Annotated in this window: 15 protein-coding genes and 1 tRNA gene; 9 read left to right on the top strand and 7 right to left on the bottom strand. The window is 62.7% G+C overall.

Annotated features, from left to right (window positions below; all coding sequences use genetic code 11):
* Positions 1–253: 253 nt before the first annotated feature.
* From dctP to BMI85_RS12595, 8 genes are all read left to right on the top strand, one after another.
* Complete coding sequence (gene dctP, locus BMI85_RS12625; protein WP_078541260.1) at positions 254–1,351, top strand: TRAP transporter substrate-binding protein DctP; 1,098 nt, start codon at positions 254–256, stop codon at positions 1,349–1,351.
* A gap of 92 nt (positions 1,352–1,443) precedes the next feature.
* The gene (locus BMI85_RS21560; protein ID WP_210402350.1) at positions 1,444–2,766 is read left to right on the top strand and encodes a TRAP transporter small permease subunit; all 1,323 of its coding nucleotides are present in this window, start codon (positions 1,444–1,446) and stop codon (positions 2,764–2,766) included.
* Positions 2,767–2,769: 3 nt separating this feature from the next.
* Complete coding sequence (locus BMI85_RS12620; RefSeq protein WP_078572209.1) at positions 2,770–4,125, top strand: TRAP transporter large permease subunit; 1,356 nt, start codon at positions 2,770–2,772, stop codon at positions 4,123–4,125.
* Between the two features lie 278 nt (positions 4,126–4,403).
* Complete coding sequence (locus tag BMI85_RS12615; protein ID WP_078523189.1) at positions 4,404–5,279, top strand: STAS domain-containing protein; 876 nt, start codon at positions 4,404–4,406, stop codon at positions 5,277–5,279.
* Between the two features lie 10 nt (positions 5,280–5,289).
* Complete coding sequence (locus tag BMI85_RS12610; protein WP_232621759.1) at positions 5,290–5,634, top strand: STAS domain-containing protein; 345 nt, start codon at positions 5,290–5,292, stop codon at positions 5,632–5,634.
* Positions 5,606–6,046, top strand: coding sequence for an ATP-binding protein (locus tag BMI85_RS12605; RefSeq protein WP_078601519.1), 441 nt, complete (start codon positions 5,606–5,608; stop codon positions 6,044–6,046). Before BMI85_RS12610 ends, BMI85_RS12605 begins: the two co-directional genes overlap by 29 nt.
* Positions 6,043–7,053 carry an ATP-binding SpoIIE family protein phosphatase gene (locus BMI85_RS12600; protein WP_078601518.1) on the top strand — a complete coding sequence of 337 codons (1,011 nt, stop codon included), beginning with the start codon at positions 6,043–6,045 and terminating at the stop codon, positions 7,051–7,053. The genes BMI85_RS12605 and BMI85_RS12600 overlap by 4 nt, the downstream gene beginning before the upstream one ends.
* Positions 7,050–8,186: an ATP-binding protein gene (locus BMI85_RS12595; protein ID WP_078601517.1), complete on the top strand. Its 1,137-nt coding sequence runs from the start codon at positions 7,050–7,052 to the stop codon at positions 8,184–8,186. The genes BMI85_RS12600 and BMI85_RS12595 overlap by 4 nt, the downstream gene beginning before the upstream one ends.
* Before the next feature lie 161 nt (positions 8,187–8,347).
* On the opposite strand, the gene BMI85_RS12590 is transcribed toward BMI85_RS12595, so the two are convergent.
* A tRNA-Ser gene (locus tag BMI85_RS12590) sits at positions 8,348–8,437 on the bottom strand.
* Positions 8,438–8,546: 109 nt separating this feature from the next.
* A complete protein-coding gene (locus tag BMI85_RS12585) occupies positions 8,547–9,293 on the bottom strand; it encodes an SDR family oxidoreductase (RefSeq protein WP_078541151.1) in 747 nt (248 codons plus the stop codon).
* A 251-nt stretch (positions 9,294–9,544) separates the two neighbouring features.
* On the opposite strand from BMI85_RS12585, the gene BMI85_RS12580 reads away from it, so the two are divergent.
* Positions 9,545–10,138: an outer membrane beta-barrel protein gene (locus BMI85_RS12580; protein ID WP_158522152.1), complete on the top strand. Its 594-nt coding sequence runs from the start codon at positions 9,545–9,547 to the stop codon at positions 10,136–10,138.
* A 100-nt stretch (positions 10,139–10,238) separates the two neighbouring features.
* Here the strand turns inward: BMI85_RS12580 and BMI85_RS12575 are convergent, their stop codons facing one another.
* From BMI85_RS12575 to BMI85_RS12555, 5 genes are all read right to left on the bottom strand, one after another.
* The gene (locus BMI85_RS12575) at positions 10,239–10,847 is read right to left on the bottom strand and encodes a TetR/AcrR family transcriptional regulator (RefSeq protein WP_078572230.1); all 609 of its coding nucleotides are present in this window, start codon (positions 10,845–10,847) and stop codon (positions 10,239–10,241) included.
* Positions 10,840–11,736 carry a polyphosphate kinase 2 gene (ppk2, locus tag BMI85_RS12570; RefSeq protein ID WP_078601516.1) on the bottom strand — a complete coding sequence of 299 codons (897 nt, stop codon included), beginning with the start codon at positions 11,734–11,736 and terminating at the stop codon, positions 10,840–10,842. Before ppk2 ends, BMI85_RS12575 begins: the two co-directional genes overlap by 8 nt.
* A gap of 136 nt (positions 11,737–11,872) precedes the next feature.
* Positions 11,873–12,856, bottom strand: coding sequence for an alpha/beta hydrolase (locus tag BMI85_RS12565; RefSeq protein ID WP_078601515.1), 984 nt, complete (start codon positions 12,854–12,856; stop codon positions 11,873–11,875).
* Positions 12,831–13,751 (bottom strand): homoserine O-succinyltransferase, encoded by a 921-nt coding sequence (gene metA / locus BMI85_RS12560; RefSeq protein WP_078601514.1) that lies wholly within the window; start codon positions 13,749–13,751, stop codon positions 12,831–12,833. Before metA ends, BMI85_RS12565 begins: the two co-directional genes overlap by 26 nt.
* 54 nt (positions 13,752–13,805) lie before the next feature.
* The gene (locus BMI85_RS12555; protein ID WP_078572233.1) at positions 13,806–14,660 is read right to left on the bottom strand and encodes an ATPase; all 855 of its coding nucleotides are present in this window, start codon (positions 14,658–14,660) and stop codon (positions 13,806–13,808) included.
* Positions 14,661–14,702: the final 42 nt, after the last annotated feature.

Here is a 14,702-nt window from a genome sequence, read left to right as displayed (position 1 = left end):
AGGACGTTCGCCTGTCGGATATCACGGACGCACGCAAATTCGTGAATACTTGCGAAATGACATAACCCGTGCAAACCTCGCACACACAGGGGGAGGAAAGAGAGTTTCCGCTTTTGAGGAGAAGTCGGAAGCTTGGCGTTCACGCCGACTCACGAAACCGCGATTCGCTTGGAGGAGTGCTGTCGCGTGTTTTCGACCTCCCGCTCACTTCGATCCCGCATCTGTCGGGGTCGCAACCAAACGGGGAGGAACCATGAAAAATCTGACCACTCGCAGACATGCGTTACGCACTCTTGCCGCGGCGGGCGCTGCCAGCCTTGCTGCGCCGCATATCGCCTCGGCCCAAGCCAATGGCACGACCTGGAAAATCCAGACCTCGTGGCCGGGCGGCGTCGGCCTTCAGACCTTCAAGGACTGGTGCGCCACGATTCAGGAAAAGACCGGTGGCGAGCTGGCCTTCCAGCCGTTCGGCGCGAATGACGTCGTGGGGGATTTCCAGCTTTACGACGCGGTGAAGAACGGCGTGCTCGACGCGGTCAACCCGTTCACCATCTACGTGCAGGGCATCATCCCGGCGGGGGTGTTCCTGACGTCCTATCCGCTCGGTCTGCGCAACCCGCATGAATTCGACGTGTTCTATTACGGCCTCGGCGGGCTGGAGATGGCGCGCGAGCTTTATGCGGCGCAGGGCATGTATTTCGTGGGTCCGGTCCATCACGGCCCGAACATCATCCACTCGAAAGTGCCGATCCGTTCGATCGACGACTTCCGCGGCCGCAAGATGCGCCTTCCGGGCGGCATGGTCGCCGATGTCTTCGGCGAGATCGGTGCGGAGACCACCGTGCTTCCGGGCTCGGAAATCTTCCCGGCGCTGGAGAAGGGCACGATCGACGTGGCCGACTATGTGGGCCCGGCGGTGAACTACGCGCTCGGCTTCAGCCAGGTGACCAGCTACATCTCGATGGGCCCGCCCGGCATGATGTCGCTCTACCAGCCGGTGGACATCATGGACATCACCGTCGGCATGGATGCGTGGAACAAGCTCAGCCCCGAGATGAAGCAGTTCGTCGAGATGGAGACCCACGTCTATTCCGACATGCATCACGCGGCGATCCAGAAGGCCGACCAGGAGGCCTGGGCCAAGTTCGAGGCCGACGGCACCGAGGTTACGCGCCTCAGCCAAGACGATGTCGAGCTGATGACCGAAGTCGCCGTTCCGATCTGGTTCAAATACGCCAATCGCGACAAGGACAGCGCGCGGATCTTCAAGACGCAGCTCGATTACATGATGTCCGGCTCGCTGGGCTATGTGACGCCCGATCTGGTCGACGGTCTGGAACTGAAGCTCTGATTTGATCCGACAGACAGTGTGACGGGCCCGCCCTTTGGCGCGGGCCCGGTTCAACTGATGGCTGGGCATGACCCGGCAACAGGGGGTGGGCAATGCCCAGTATCGACTTTACTCTACCGCATTGGGCCTATTGGGCGGGGCTGATCCTCTTCCCGATCATTGCGGCGACGCTGGCCAACCGGCCACGCAAGACGGAGCGGCGTTATTCGCTCTCCTTGGGCTATTTCATTCTCGTGACCGGGGGGATGCTGGGACTGCATCGCTTCTACGTGAAAAGCCTGCTGGGCTTTCTCTTCATCCCGGTCTTCATCGCCATTCTCTATGCGAATGCGCAAGGTCACGACGCGCGCGGCACGGTTTCCGACATGTCGAACGTGGTGCGCATGGCCGAGCGCTCGCTGGAGCGCGAACAAGAACGGGTCGACACGGCGCAGGCCGATCTGCCCAAGCTACGCGAGGAACTCGCCGCCGCCGAGGAAGGCAGCTTCGCGCAGAAGCGCGCGCAGCGTAACGTCGATCGCGCCGAGAAGCGGGTCACGGATGGCGAGGCGGTGATCGAACAGGCGCAGGCCGATCTCGTCGAGGCGCGCCCGAAGAGGGACGCGGCTGCCGCCGTCCTCGCGAAATGGCGCAGCATCTCGAAATATGCCTTCTGGGTGCTGCTCGCAGGGATCGTCATCGACGCGCTCCTGCTTCCGATGCTCGTGCGGCGGGCGAATGCCGCGCTGCCCGAGCATGAGGAGGAAAGCGACGTCGAACGGCGCCTCGAAGCGCTCGAAGACGAGGAGATGAAAGACGACTCCCGCCACATCTCATCGGGCTGGACCGGCTGGATCGACCGGCTGTCGCTCAAGGCGGGCGAATTCGTCAGCTATTGGGCGATCATCGCGGTCTTCGTCTATTATTTCGAGGTGATCAGCCGCTACGTCTTCAACAGCCCGACCAACTGGGCGCATGAGGCGATGTATCTGATGTTCGGGATGCAATACCTGATCTCGGGCGCTTATGCGATGCTGACCGAGAGCCATGTGCGCGTCGACATCTTCTACGCGCCGCTGTCGAAACCGCGCAAAGCGTGGGTCGACCTGCTGACCTCGGTCTTCTTCTTCATCTTCGCGGGCACATTGCTGGTGACGTCGTGGATCTTCGCGATGGACGCGATCGCCGTGCCCACGGGCAACGGGCTCATTTCGCAATGGGCGCGGGGCGAAATCCCGACCGGCGAGATGCTGGCGAACTGGAATCTCGGACAATGGACCGATGCGAATGTCCGCTGGGGCGAGATCAGCTTCAACGAATGGGAGGTGCCTCTGTGGCCGATGAAATGGGTCATGGTGATCGGCGCTCTGCTGCTTGTTCTGCAGGGCATTTCGAAATTCGCACAAGATCTGCGGATCGTAATGGGCAGGGGCTGATACATGGGACTTGAAATTGGAATTGAGTGGCTGACACTCATCATGTTCGGCTCGCTGGTCGTCCTGCTGATGGCAGGGCTTCCACTGGCCTTCGTCACGGGCGGTCTGGCCTGTGTCTTCCTGTTCGTGCTGGGCGACGAACGCGCGCTCAACATCGTGCCGAGCCGCATCTTCCCGCTGATGACGAACTACCAGCTCTCGGCGATCCCCCTGTTCATCTTCATGGCGTCAATGCTGGAGAGGGCAGGGATCATCAACGAGATGTTCGACGTCATCTACAAGGTGTTGGGCGGGGTGCGCGGCGGTCTGGCCGCGGCCACGATCATCGCTTCGACCGTGCTGGCTGCAATGGTGGGCGTGATCGGGGCTGCGGTGGTGACGATGGGGATCATCGCGCTGCCGGCGATGCTCGATCGCGGATATAACGCGAAGATCGCGATGGGGTCTATCATGGCGGGCGGCACGCTCGGCATCCTGATCCCGCCGTCGATCCTCGCGATCATCTACGCGGTCGTGGCCGAGCAATCGGTGGGCGAGCTGTTCATCGGCGCAGTCATTCCCGGCCTTCTTCTGTCGGGCATGTATGTGGCCTATGTGCTGATCCGCTGCGCGATCAACCCCGAGATGGGGCCACCGATCCCGCCGGAAGAGCGCATCACAGGGCGCGAGAAGATCCGCCTGATGAGCAACATGTCGGCGCCGATCTCGCTGATCGTGATCGTGCTGGGCGTGATCTTCACCGGTGTTGCGACCCCGGTGGAAGCGGCTGGCATCGGCACGTTCGGCGCGATCATCGTGGCGGCGATCCACCGCAAGCTCGACTGGCAGACGATCCGCGAGGCCGCGGTCACCACGCTCAAGGCCTCGGCGATGGTCATCTGGATCATGTTCGGCGCGACGATCTTCGTCGGGCTCTACGTGCTCGAGGGTGGCCAGCAATTCGTGCAGAACGCGTTGCAGGCGACCGGGCTCGGTCCGTGGGGAATCCTGATCATCATGCAGCTCGTGCTGATCATCCTCGGGATGTTCCTCGATTGGGTCGGCATCCTGCTGCTCTGCGTGCCGATCTTCGTGCCGATCGTGAAGGCGCTCGGGGCCGAGGCCTTCGGGCTGAGCGATCCCGACGATCTCGTGCTGTGGTTCGGGGTGCTCTACCTCGTGAACATGCAGATGAGCTTCCTGTCGCCGCCCTTCGGCTATGCGCTGTTCTATCTGCGCGGGGTGGCGCCGCCGGAAATCCCGATGGGCGATATCTTCCGCTCGGCGCTGCCGTTCCTGGCGCTGCAGGTGGTCGGCTTGCTGCTATGTATGTTCTTCCCGGAGATCATCATCTGGCTGCCGAAACTGGTCTACGGTTAATCGCTCGCACCCGGACCGACAGAAATGACAAGCCCCGCGCAGTGCGCGGGGCTTTTTTGTCTGTCGGTTCAGGTTCCTGCCGTAAGCCTCGGCAGGGTGCCACGGGGTATCCTCACGCAGAAAATCGCCGTCTGCGAAAGTCTGCCGCCAACTTTCGGACCTTGAGCGATACTTCTCCGGATCAATCTCCGTTGCGGCAACCGACCCGTCCAAGCCGTTGACTTTACCGCGGCTAATTGGCTTACCTGCTGTATTGAAAAGAACTGGAGTGCCTGCACATGCCGCAAACAGCGACGGCAAATATCCTGAACATCCTCGAATCCGATTTCTCTGGTGTTGTGGAGGAGTGGCTTGGCACTCAGGTGAAAGAGGGCGTGAAACGCTCTGACCTGTTCTCCGACTCCGAGAGCCGTGCGCAGAACCAGGAACTTCTGAAGGCCTTCACCAAAGGTGTCCGCGCGGGCGTCGTGAATGAAGAGTTCAGCCTGGACGACGACGAGTGGGAAGACCTGCGCGCCGTCCTTGCAGACGTGAGCAAGGAGCGCGTCGGCCGTGGCGTGACACCGACCGAGATGGCGACCTTCGTGCTGGCCCTCAAAGCCCCGCTGTTCACGCGGCTCGAGGCGATGACGGATATCGAAAGCGGCAAGCTCATCAGCGACGTGCTGATGGTGACCCGTCTCGTCGACGCTTTCGCGATCTACACCAACGAGATCTTCATCGGCGAGCGCGACCAGATCATAGAGCGTCAGCGTCAGGAAATGCTCGAACTCTCGACCCCGGTGGTCGAGCTCTGGGACCGCGTCCTCACGCTGCCGCTGATCGGAACGCTGGATTCCGCCCGCGCGCAGGAGGTCATGGAGAACCTGCTGGAGACCATCCTCGAGCGGCAGGCCGAGGTGGTGATCATGGACATCACCGGTGTCGGCACGGTCGACACGCAGGTTGCGCAGCACCTTTTGCGGGCTGCGGCCGCCGTGCGCCTGATGGGCGCGGAATGCATCATCAGCGGCATCAGCCCGATGATCGCGCAGACCATGGTGCAGCTCGGCATCGACGTGGGCACGGTGTCTACCCGGTCCAGCATCCGCACGGCTCTGGCCGATGCATTGCAGAAGGTCGGCTACGTCATCAAAACCAGCGAGGTTTCCTGACGTGTCGGGTGTGACGTCCATAAACCTGGTCGAGAACGCGCTTCTCGTCTCCATTCAGGACGACGTCACCGATACGGAAATCGTTGAGCTGCAGGACACGTTGTCGAACCGGATCGCCAAGGAAAACGTCAAAGGCGTGATCCTCGATATCAGTTCGCTGGAGATCGTCGACACCTTCGTCGGCCGTGTCATTGCCCAGCTCGCGGGCATTTCCAAGCTGCTGGCCGCGGAAACCTATGTTGTGGGGATGCGGCCCGCGGTTGCGGTGACCTTGGTGGAGCTGGGGATGTATCTGCCCGAGACCCGTACGGCGCTCAGCCTGACCCATGCACTCACTCAGTTACGGCGTGCCTGATCCAAACGAAACATCCAGCAGACCCGCCGTTGCGGAGATAACGCTCGCGACCAGTCGCGATGTCGTCGCCGCGCGCCAGGCGGTCGCGCGAATTCTCAAGGAACGCGGGCTGTCGGCGGTGCGGATCACCCGGTTCGCCACGGCTGTGAGCGAAATCACCCGCAACGCCATCGTCCACGGTGGCGGCGGCAAGATTTCAATTTATCTCGACGGTCGTAACGAGTATCTGCGCGTCGAATGCCGAGACGAGGGACCGGGGATCGAAAATGTGACGCTGGCCATGTCCGAGGGCTATACGACCGCGGGCGGGCTCGGCAAAGGTCTTGGCGGCGCCAAACGCCTCTCACATGGGTTCGAGGTCCACTCAGCGCCCGGGAAAGGAACAACCGTTTCCATGAGCGTGAAGCTATGAACCAGTGGGTCGAAATTGATGATCGCAGCGCCGTGGCCGTCGTGCGGCGGCTTGCGCGACGTCATGGCGTCGAGATCGGTCTTCCCGAGACCCGCGTCGGCGAACTCGCGATCGTGGCCACGGAGGCCGCGACGAACATCCTGCGTTACGCAGAGCGCGGGCGGGCTCTGATCGAGCTCGTGCGGCGGCCCGGCGCCGACGTCATCAACATGATTTTCACCGATCGCGGGCCGGGGATCGCGGATATCGACCGGATGTTTCAGGACGGCGAAAGCTCCACCGACTCCGCAGGGCTCGGGCTCGGGGCGATCGTGCGCCTGTCGGATACGTTCGACATCTTCAGCTCGCCCGACACCGGAACGACCATCGTGTGCACCTTCGGCGGGCGACGCGACGGGGCTGATTGCGGCGTCGACGCGGTGGGACTGCGCGTTTGCCACCCGAACGAAGTCACCTGCGGCGACGATTTTCAGATCCGGCAGACCCCGCGGGCAACCGATGTGTTGCTCTGCGACGGGCTCGGGCATGGCCCTGCCGCCGCCGAAGCCGCCAGCGAGGTCATCGACGCCGCCGGCGCTGCGGGCGGGCTTTCGTCCGAGCCGGGCAAACTGATGCGCCAGATCACCGAGCGGCTGGTCGGTCGGCGCGGCGCGGTGGCTGCGCTGATGCATATCGCGCAGCCGCAGATGGAGCTGCGCTACGCCGCGCTTGGCAATATCTCGTCTCTGCTGGTCGGCGCGAATGGCATTCGCCGCATGGCGGTGCGGGACGGCCGCATCGGTGGCGCGGCGACCCATGGCTACGAGGAAGTCGTGCAACTGGAGGCGGGGGATATGGTGATCCTGCATAGCGACGGTTTGAAAACCCTGCGGGAGGCGCATTTCCCGCCCGGACTGCTGAAGAAGAGCCCGCTTTTGATTGCCGGATTTCTTCTGGATCGGGCCTTCCGCGGACGCGATGATGCCAGCATCGTCGTCTTGCGTATCAACTGGGAGCGCGAGCAGTGAAAACGACGAAGCTCACCACCGTGACCCTCGAGAAAAGCACCGACGTCGCTCGGTTGCGCGATGTCGCAATGACATTGACCAGCGTTCTCCAATTCAGCTCCTTCGAGCGCACAAGGACCGTCACAGCCGTCGTTGAGCTTGGGCGCAACGCGATCGAGCATGGCCAGAAGGGCCGCGCGACCTTCTCGCTCACCGAGGCGAGCGGCAAACCCGCGCTAGGGCTCCTCGTGACCGATCAGGGGCGGGGCATCCCGAAGGAGAACCTTCAGCCCGATGGCGCACCGTCCTCGGCGACGGGGATGGGGCTGGGGCTTCGCGGCGTGCAGCGGATCGCCACGCGTTTCGATGTGCAGACCGGCGATGAGGGCACGCGCATCGATGCCGCTTTCGTGTCTTCTGCCGTGTTGCCGGCAGGCGCCCAACTCGTCGATCAGGCGACCGAGGCGCTCGATGCCCTCAGCGCCAAGGATCCGACGGCGGCCCTCAACGAACAGAACCGCGAGCTGAGCGAGGAAATCACGGAACGTGACCTGCTGATGCAGGAGCTCCACCACCGGACCGGCAACAATCTGGCCCTCATCGCCGCGCTCATTCGCATGAGCAAGTCGCGGGCCAAACAGGATGAAACCCATCAGGTTCTGACCGAGCTCGAAGTCCGCGTGGGGGCGCTCTCCAAGGCCCACGAGTTGATGCAGCGCGGAACCGACACCGGCAAGGTCGATCTGGCGGAGATGGCGGCGGAAGTCGCAAGGACGTCGGAGCGCGCCTTCAGCGGTGGAAGCCTCGACGCCAATATCGAGGTGACCTGCGCAGAGCTGCAACTCGACAGCAAGCTTGCCATCGACATCGGGCTCATCATCGGCGAACTCATCACCAATGCGTTCAAATATGCCTTCGCGGGCAGGGATAGCGGGACCATCCGCGTCCAAGTCTCCGGCAATGTGCAGAGCGGTATCGCCTTGGTGGTGTCCGACAACGGCATCGGCTTGCCCTCGGATGCCGAGCGGCCGGAGCGGTCGAATTCTCTGGGTTGGCGATTGATCCGAACGCTGACCTTCCAGCACGACGCCACCCTGACCGTGGATGGCACGGATGGGCTGCGCGTGTGTATCGAGTTCCCCGCGCAGGCCTGACGGTCGGGGCATGGCGCCGGGACGCGCGCGGTGCAGAAGGGTGCACGGCGAAGGACGCGGGAGCTTGAGCCGCGCAGGGGTGGCCCGAGGGTCCGATTAATATCGCATTTTCAGGGATTGCGCACTTTCAGAGTGTTGATGTGTCGATCAACAAGGGAAAGTGGCGGAGAGACAGGGATTCGAACCCTGGGTCGGCTCTCACCGACAACGGTTTTCGAGACCGCCGCATTCGACCACTCTGCCACCTCTCCGCATCAGGGGTCGTCTTGTAGGGCGGGATTTAGCCGCCCTCGCGCGCCCTTGCAACCCGTTTTTCGACGAAATTTTCAGATACTTCGCAAAGCCGTCATAAACGTGAGGTCAACGCATCCGCAGCGCCCCGTCGAGGCGGATGACTTCGCCGTTCAGATAGCCGCTCTGGACGATGAAACCGGCGAGTTTCGCGTATTCCGACGGATCGCCGAGCCGTTTCGGGAAGGTCACTTCCTCGGCGAGGCTGTCTTGCACCTCCTGCGGTAGGCCCTTCATCATCGGGGTGGCGAAAATGCCCGGCGCGATGGCACAGCAGCGCACGCCCTGGCTGGCGAGATCACGGGCCAGCGGTAGGGTCATCGCGACGATGCCGCCTTTCGAGGCTGCATAGGCCGCCTGACCCTTTTGCCCGTCGAAGGCGGCGATGGAGGCGGTGTTGACGATCACGCCGCGCTCAGGGCCGGGGTTGCGGGCCATCTCGGCGGCGGCGAGACGGGCGACGTTGAAGCTGCCCACGAGGTTGATGTCGATCGTGCGCGCGAAGCTCTCGAGGCGATGCGGACCCTCGCGGCCCACGACGCGCTCTCCGGTGGCGATGCCCGCGCAATTGACGGCGACGTCGATGCCGCCCATCGCTTTGAAGGCGGCGGCGATCCCGGCGGCGACGCTGTCCTCGGAGGTCACGTCGACCTCGGCAAAGGTCGCGCCGATCTCGGCAGCAAAGGCCTCGCCGCCGGCGCGGTCGCGGTCGAAGAGCGTCACCTGGGCCCCCGACTCAGCGAAGTGCCGGGCGGTCGCAGCCCCGAGACCCGAGGCGCCGCCGGTGATGACGGCACGAATTTCACTCAACTCCATGTGATCCTCCCTGGAAATGAACGTGTGTTCATTAACCAAAGGAACCCCCGCTTTGTCCAGTCTTGCCAATGCATTTTGCGCCTGCAGCATTCGCCAGTTCGATCACGTCTTGTGACACGTTCGGCAAAGCGCCGCTCATGCTTGGAACCAACCGGATTGATTTCGCATTCAGGGGGCATAGGTCCGGGCAACGGATCTGATCCAAAACGTCTCAACGGGGGATGAACCCCCAAGACAGGAGAGAGAGAAACATGAAACGTATCATCGTTACGTCGAGCATTCTGGCACTCGCTGGCTCCGCCGCAATGGCGGGCGGTTACACCACCCCGGCACCGGCCCCCGAGGTCACCCCGGCTCCGGTCGCGGTTGCGCCCGCGCAGTTCAGCTGGGACGGCTTCTACGCCGGTGTTCAGCTCGGCTACGGCAAAGCCAACGAGTCGATCGACGGCGACGGCGTCGTCGGCGGTGCCCACGCTGGCTACCTCTATGACTTCGGCAACTATGTCCTCGGTGGCGAACTGGCCTATAACGCTGCGAACATCGACGACAGCAACTCCGGTGCGAAGGTCAAGTCGATGACCGACCTCAAGATGATCGCCGGTGCGCCCTACAACAACATGCTGTTCTACGGCACGCTCGGTGCGTCCTATGTCGACGCAGAAGACGGTGCGGGCAACGGCTATTCCGACACCGTTCCGCTGGTTGGTATCGGCATGAAATATGCCATCAACCCGAAGTGGACCGTCGGTACCGAGCTCGACTACCGCGACGGCAACAACTTCGACGGCACCACCAACGATCTGAACACCACGACGCTGAACCTCACCGCGTCCTACAAGTTCTGATCTCAGGCGGATCGTCTGATCTACGCGGGCGGGGGGAAACCTCCGCCCGTTTTCTATGTGCGGGCAATGCCGCGGCGCGGCAAAATCGGGGCAGGGCGGCTCAATCCGGGGCGATCAGGCCGAGGCCGCGCAGATAGACGCCGATGCCGCTTTCCAACAGATCCTCGGGGGCATAGGGCGAGCGATTTCCCTCGCGCGCGTAGAGCTCCACCACACCGTGGCTCATCGCCCAGACATGGGCTGAGACCATCGCGACGGGAGGGCGTTTTGCCGGCGGCACATGTTCCATCAGGGCCCGCGTCGCGCGTTCCATCGCGGTGCTCGATTTACTCGCCACCGCTGCAAGGTCGGGCGAGCGGTTGGGCGAGATGCCACTTTCGAACATCGCCATGTAATGACCGGGATATTTCCGGGCGAAAGCCAGATAGGCCCGGCCCACCGCAGAGAACGCCGCGAGCGCCGAAGGCTTCCCACCGTTCCACGCGTGATCCAGAAGGTCGCCGAAAATCAGATAGCCCTGACGCGCGCATTCCGCGATCAGGTCCTCGCGCCCCTCGAAATGACGATAGACCGCTGCCGGGGTCACGCCCGCGCGTTTCGCCGCCTCCGAGAGCGTGAACCCGGTCGGGCCCTTCTCCTCGATCAACTCCAGCGCGGAGGCGACAAGCGCCTGACGCAGATTGCCGTGATGATAGCCTTGCTTAGACATTCAGAACGTCGATGCCGCCGCAGATTTTTTCGTCGATCTCGCCAATCGCCTCGGGGTCCTTATGCGCGTAATCGACCGCGTTCAGCACCGTCTGGATCGCGGCGATCCGGGCGCGTTTCTTGTCGTCCGAGCGGATCACCGTCCAAGGCGCATGATCGGTGTCGGAACGCTCCAGCGTCTCCTGAATTGCTTCGGAGTAGGCATCCCAGCGCTTGAGGCCCTCGACGTCGATCCAGCTCAGCTTCCACTGCTTGAGCGGGTCCTTCTCGCGCTTGAGGAAGCGGCGCAGCTGCTCGGCGCGGTCCACGTTCAGCCAGAGCTTCACGAGGATGACCCCGTCATCGACCAGCATCTTCTCGAAATCGGGGAGCTGGTAGAAGAAATGCTCGCGCTGCTGGGGCGTGCAGAAATCGAAGACATGCTCGACCACGCCCCGGTTATACCAGCTCCGGTCGAACATCGCGATCTGGCCTGCTGCGGGCAGCCAGTCGATATAGCGCTGGAAATACCATTGCGTGGCTTCGGTCTCGGTGGGTTTCGGCAGCGCCACGACATAGGCCGAACGCGGGTTCAGGTTCTGCCGCATCCGCCCGATCGTGCCGCCTTTGCCCGCCGCGTCGCGCCCCTCGAAGATCACCGCGATCCGCTTGCCGGTTTCCTTGGCGTCCCAGAACATCTTGACCAGCTCGACCTGAAGCGCATCCATCTGGCGGTCGTATTTCTTGCGCTTCATCTCCTCGTCATAGGGGTAGGAGGGCGAGAGCATGTCATCCTTGCCCGCCTCCTCGATCGCCTCGCGCACGGCGTCGGGCGCTTCGTCTTCAAGGTAGCGGGTGATGTCGCCCACGAAGGGGATGTCGAACGGCGGGTCGCTCTTGTCCTTGGCCATGATCTGCCTTTTGTTGTTTCACGGCAGTATGCTGCGCGGGCAGGGGCGGTGCAAGCGGCGCCGCGTCCGGAGAGAGGCGGCCCACATGTCTGTGACGTGCGTGCAAGGTGGGGTGCAGGCGGCGCTCAGGCGTCCCTCATTCCGCCGCCGGGCGCATCGGGATATCGTAGCCCGCGCGCTTGGCGACACGGTCTACCGCAGCGACGGTCTGCTGCAACGCGACATGCGGAACCATATGGCCGATCCCGTCGAGCGAGATCAGTTCCGCTCCCGGCACCTCGTTTGTGAAGGGCACCGCATGGATCTGCTCGCCGACGATGGTGTCGGCCGTGCCGTGGATCGAGACGACCGGCAGATCGAGATCGGGGTAATGCGGGATCATCGCCTGAATTTCCGACTTCAGGCTGGCACGCTGGCGAGCATTCACCCGCATCGTCTGCACCCGCAGCGTCATGCCGGGGCCGAACCAGTGCAGATAGCCGATCGGCATCTCCTGCGGCGTGAAGACGCTGTCGACCTCCGAGCGGATGATCGCAGGCGGTGTCCAGGCCGAGATCAGCGGCACCACAACCGCCTGACCCAGCGGCGGCGAGGTTATCTCATAGAGAAGCGGCAGCCCGGTATCCCAGCTATGCGAAGGCGCGGAGACCGGCACCAGACCCGAGAGCGTGTCGGGCTGATACACCGCCCAGGCAATCGCCACCGCGCCTCCATAGGAATGGCCGAGCACGATGGGATCGTCGGCGCCCGCGAGCTTGGTCGCTTTCTGCAGCAGCTTGGCCTGGTTCTCGATCGTGTCCTGATCCGCCGGTAGCGGGTCGGAATAGCCGAACCCCGGACGGTCGGGCACGAAGACGCGATAGCGTTTCGCCAGTTCCGGGGCGAGATCGAAGGTCAGATCGCGGGCCGAACCCGACGCGCCGTGGATCAACACCACCGCCGGACCATGATCGCCCTTGATGACCATATGCACGCGCTGATCGCCGACATCGACGAATGTGCCGTTGGGCGGGTAGCGCTGCTCCGCCATGCGGGCCCGCCAACTCTCCAGCCCCCATGTCGCGCCGCTCAGGATGAGCAGCAGCACGACAAGGCTAGTTACCAATCTCGGCCAGATCATACGGCGTTTCCTGATAAATCTCGTTTATCCAGTTGCCGTAAAGCAGGTGGGCGTGACTTTTCCACCTGTTGGTTGGCACCCGGCTCGGGTCGTTCTCAGGATAGTAATTCGCGGGGACGTTGATTGGTTTCCCCGACGCGACGTCACGATCGTATTCTTCCTTCAGCGTGCCGCTGTCATATTCGAGATGGTTGAAGATATAGAGCGCACGATGGGCGCGATCTTCGACCAGACAGGGCCCGGTTTCGTCGGAATGGATCAGCGTCACCAGCCCCGCCGCTTCCAGCTCGTCGCGCCGCATCTCGGTCCAGCGGCTGACCGGGATCAGCAGATCGTCCGAGAAGCCCCGCAGATAGGGCGAGGCGGGCGCGCAATTGCGGTGCCGGAAGCAGCCGAAGGCCTTGTGATCGAGCATATGCTTGTTCACGCCATGGAAGTAATAGGCCATCGCCATGCCGCCCCAGCACACGCCGAAGGTCGAGAAGACATGGGTCTGGGTCCAGTCGAAGATCCGCTTGAGCTCGTCCCAGTAAGTCACTTCCTCGAAAGGCAAATGTTCGATCGGGGCGCCGGTGATGATCAGCCCGTCGAACTTCTCGCCGGTGGCTTCTACCTCCTCGAACGGACGGTAGAACTCCTCCATATGCGCGGCGGCGGTGTTCTTCGTCTGGTGCTCGCTCATGCGGATCAGCTGGAAGTCGATCTGCAGCGGCGTCGCACCGATCAGCCGGGCGAACTGGTTCTCGGTCTGGATTTTCTTCGGCATGAGATTGAGAAGGCCGATCCGGATTGGGCGGATTTCCTGCCGGGATGCCCGTTCGGGCGACATCACCATCACGCCTTCCCGCGACAGGATGTCGAAGGCGGGGAGGTTTTCAGGCAACTTGATCGGCATTGTTTCTCAGTCTCTTACAGGGTGAAGTTAAAGTGATGCGTGAAGTGTCTAGGCTCACGCGGGCAAAGCATCAGCGATCAGCGATGTAAAATCTTTTGCATCGCGGACAAGGTAGAGATCTTCGGCACGGATCGTCACGCCCCAGTTTTTCGCCATCGCCGCGTAGCGCGGCTGACGGTGCGCCAGCGCCTGCGCATAGGTCCAGCGCACGAAATCGTCGGGATCGACCTCCGTCTCCGCCACGCCTTTCAGCGCGCGATATTCGGCCCATTTCGCGGCCAGAAACTCGGGCTGATAATACATCGGCTTCGGCGCACGCGAGAAGCGGTTGATCAGCTCCTCGGTATGGGCCTCGGAGCCCTCGATCCAGACCATCAGCAGGTTTTGCGACAGCGAGGTCAGGATCGGATCCTCGGGATCGGCGGGGTCCACCACCTCGCAGATCGAGCCGCCGGAATCGCACAGGAAATTCTCGATCCCGTAGATCTGCTTCGCGCGGTCGATGAAATGCGCCGTATCGAGAAGCGCCGCCATCTCCGCCGTGCGGTGCTGGCTCTGCCGTTCCAGATATTCCTCGAAGGGCAGCCCGCCCTTGGCAGGATCGCCGGGCTTGCCGAGGTAGGTCGAGAGCGGCGCGAGGTTTTCGAAGGTGATGTTCGACGCGATATAGACCGAGTCCGACAGCAGAAGCTCCGCCAGGAACGGGTTCTTCATCGCCTCGCGCTTGAAGTTGTCAGCGATATATTCGCCCATGTAGCGCGTGCCGATCCGGTAATCGACGGAGTAGTGGAACCAGCCCTCGTCGCGCAGCAGGTTCGCAGCCCAGGTCTTGCCGAGGCCGGACATGCCGAACAGCGCAACCTTCCTCGATTTGGCGGCCAGCCACTCGGCGCGATTGGAATAGATCATGTCGTCCCCATTGGTCTTTCGCCCCGGTGTAGCCCGGCAAGG

Origin of the sequence: Thioclava sp. DLFJ4-1, from assembly GCF_002020145.1 — a bacterium.
GTDB lineage: Bacteria > Pseudomonadota > Alphaproteobacteria > Rhodobacterales > Rhodobacteraceae > Thioclava > Thioclava sediminum.
The sequence above is the reverse complement of the archived record's forward strand: the minus strand, read 5'-3'. Positions and strand labels throughout refer to the sequence as shown.

What these genes read in the sequence shown, in the direction of transcription:
- ppk2 (WP_078601516.1), bottom strand. Translation starts at nt 11,736, where the DNA reads ATGGCCAAGGACAAGAGCGACCCGCCGTTCGACATCCCCTTCGTGGGC.
- BMI85_RS12565 (WP_078601515.1), bottom strand. Translation starts at nt 12,856, where the DNA reads ATGATCTGGCCGAGATTGGTAACTAGCCTTGTCGTGCTGCTGCTCATC.
- metA (WP_078601514.1), bottom strand. Translation starts at nt 13,751, where the DNA reads ATGCCGATCAAGTTGCCTGAAAACCTCCCCGCCTTCGACATCCTGTCG.
- BMI85_RS12600 (WP_078601518.1), top strand. Translation starts at nt 6,043, where the DNA reads ATGAACCAGTGGGTCGAAATTGATGATCGCAGCGCCGTGGCCGTCGTG.
- BMI85_RS12555 (WP_078572233.1), bottom strand. Translation starts at nt 14,660, where the DNA reads ATGATCTATTCCAATCGCGCCGAGTGGCTGGCCGCCAAATCGAGGAAG.
- BMI85_RS12620 (WP_078572209.1), top strand. Translation starts at nt 2,770, where the DNA reads ATGGGACTTGAAATTGGAATTGAGTGGCTGACACTCATCATGTTCGGC.
- BMI85_RS12575 (WP_078572230.1), bottom strand. Translation starts at nt 10,847, where the DNA reads ATGTCTAAGCAAGGCTATCATCACGGCAATCTGCGTCAGGCGCTTGTC.
- dctP (WP_078541260.1), top strand. Translation starts at nt 254, where the DNA reads ATGAAAAATCTGACCACTCGCAGACATGCGTTACGCACTCTTGCCGCG.
- BMI85_RS21560 (WP_210402350.1), top strand. Translation starts at nt 1,444, where the DNA reads ATGCCCAGTATCGACTTTACTCTACCGCATTGGGCCTATTGGGCGGGG.
- BMI85_RS12580 (WP_158522152.1), top strand. Translation starts at nt 9,545, where the DNA reads ATGAAACGTATCATCGTTACGTCGAGCATTCTGGCACTCGCTGGCTCC.
- BMI85_RS12615 (WP_078523189.1), top strand. Translation starts at nt 4,404, where the DNA reads ATGCCGCAAACAGCGACGGCAAATATCCTGAACATCCTCGAATCCGAT.
- BMI85_RS12585 (WP_078541151.1), bottom strand. Translation starts at nt 9,293, where the DNA reads ATGGAGTTGAGTGAAATTCGTGCCGTCATCACCGGCGGCGCCTCGGGT.
- BMI85_RS12605 (WP_078601519.1), top strand. Translation starts at nt 5,606, where the DNA reads ATGCACTCACTCAGTTACGGCGTGCCTGATCCAAACGAAACATCCAGC.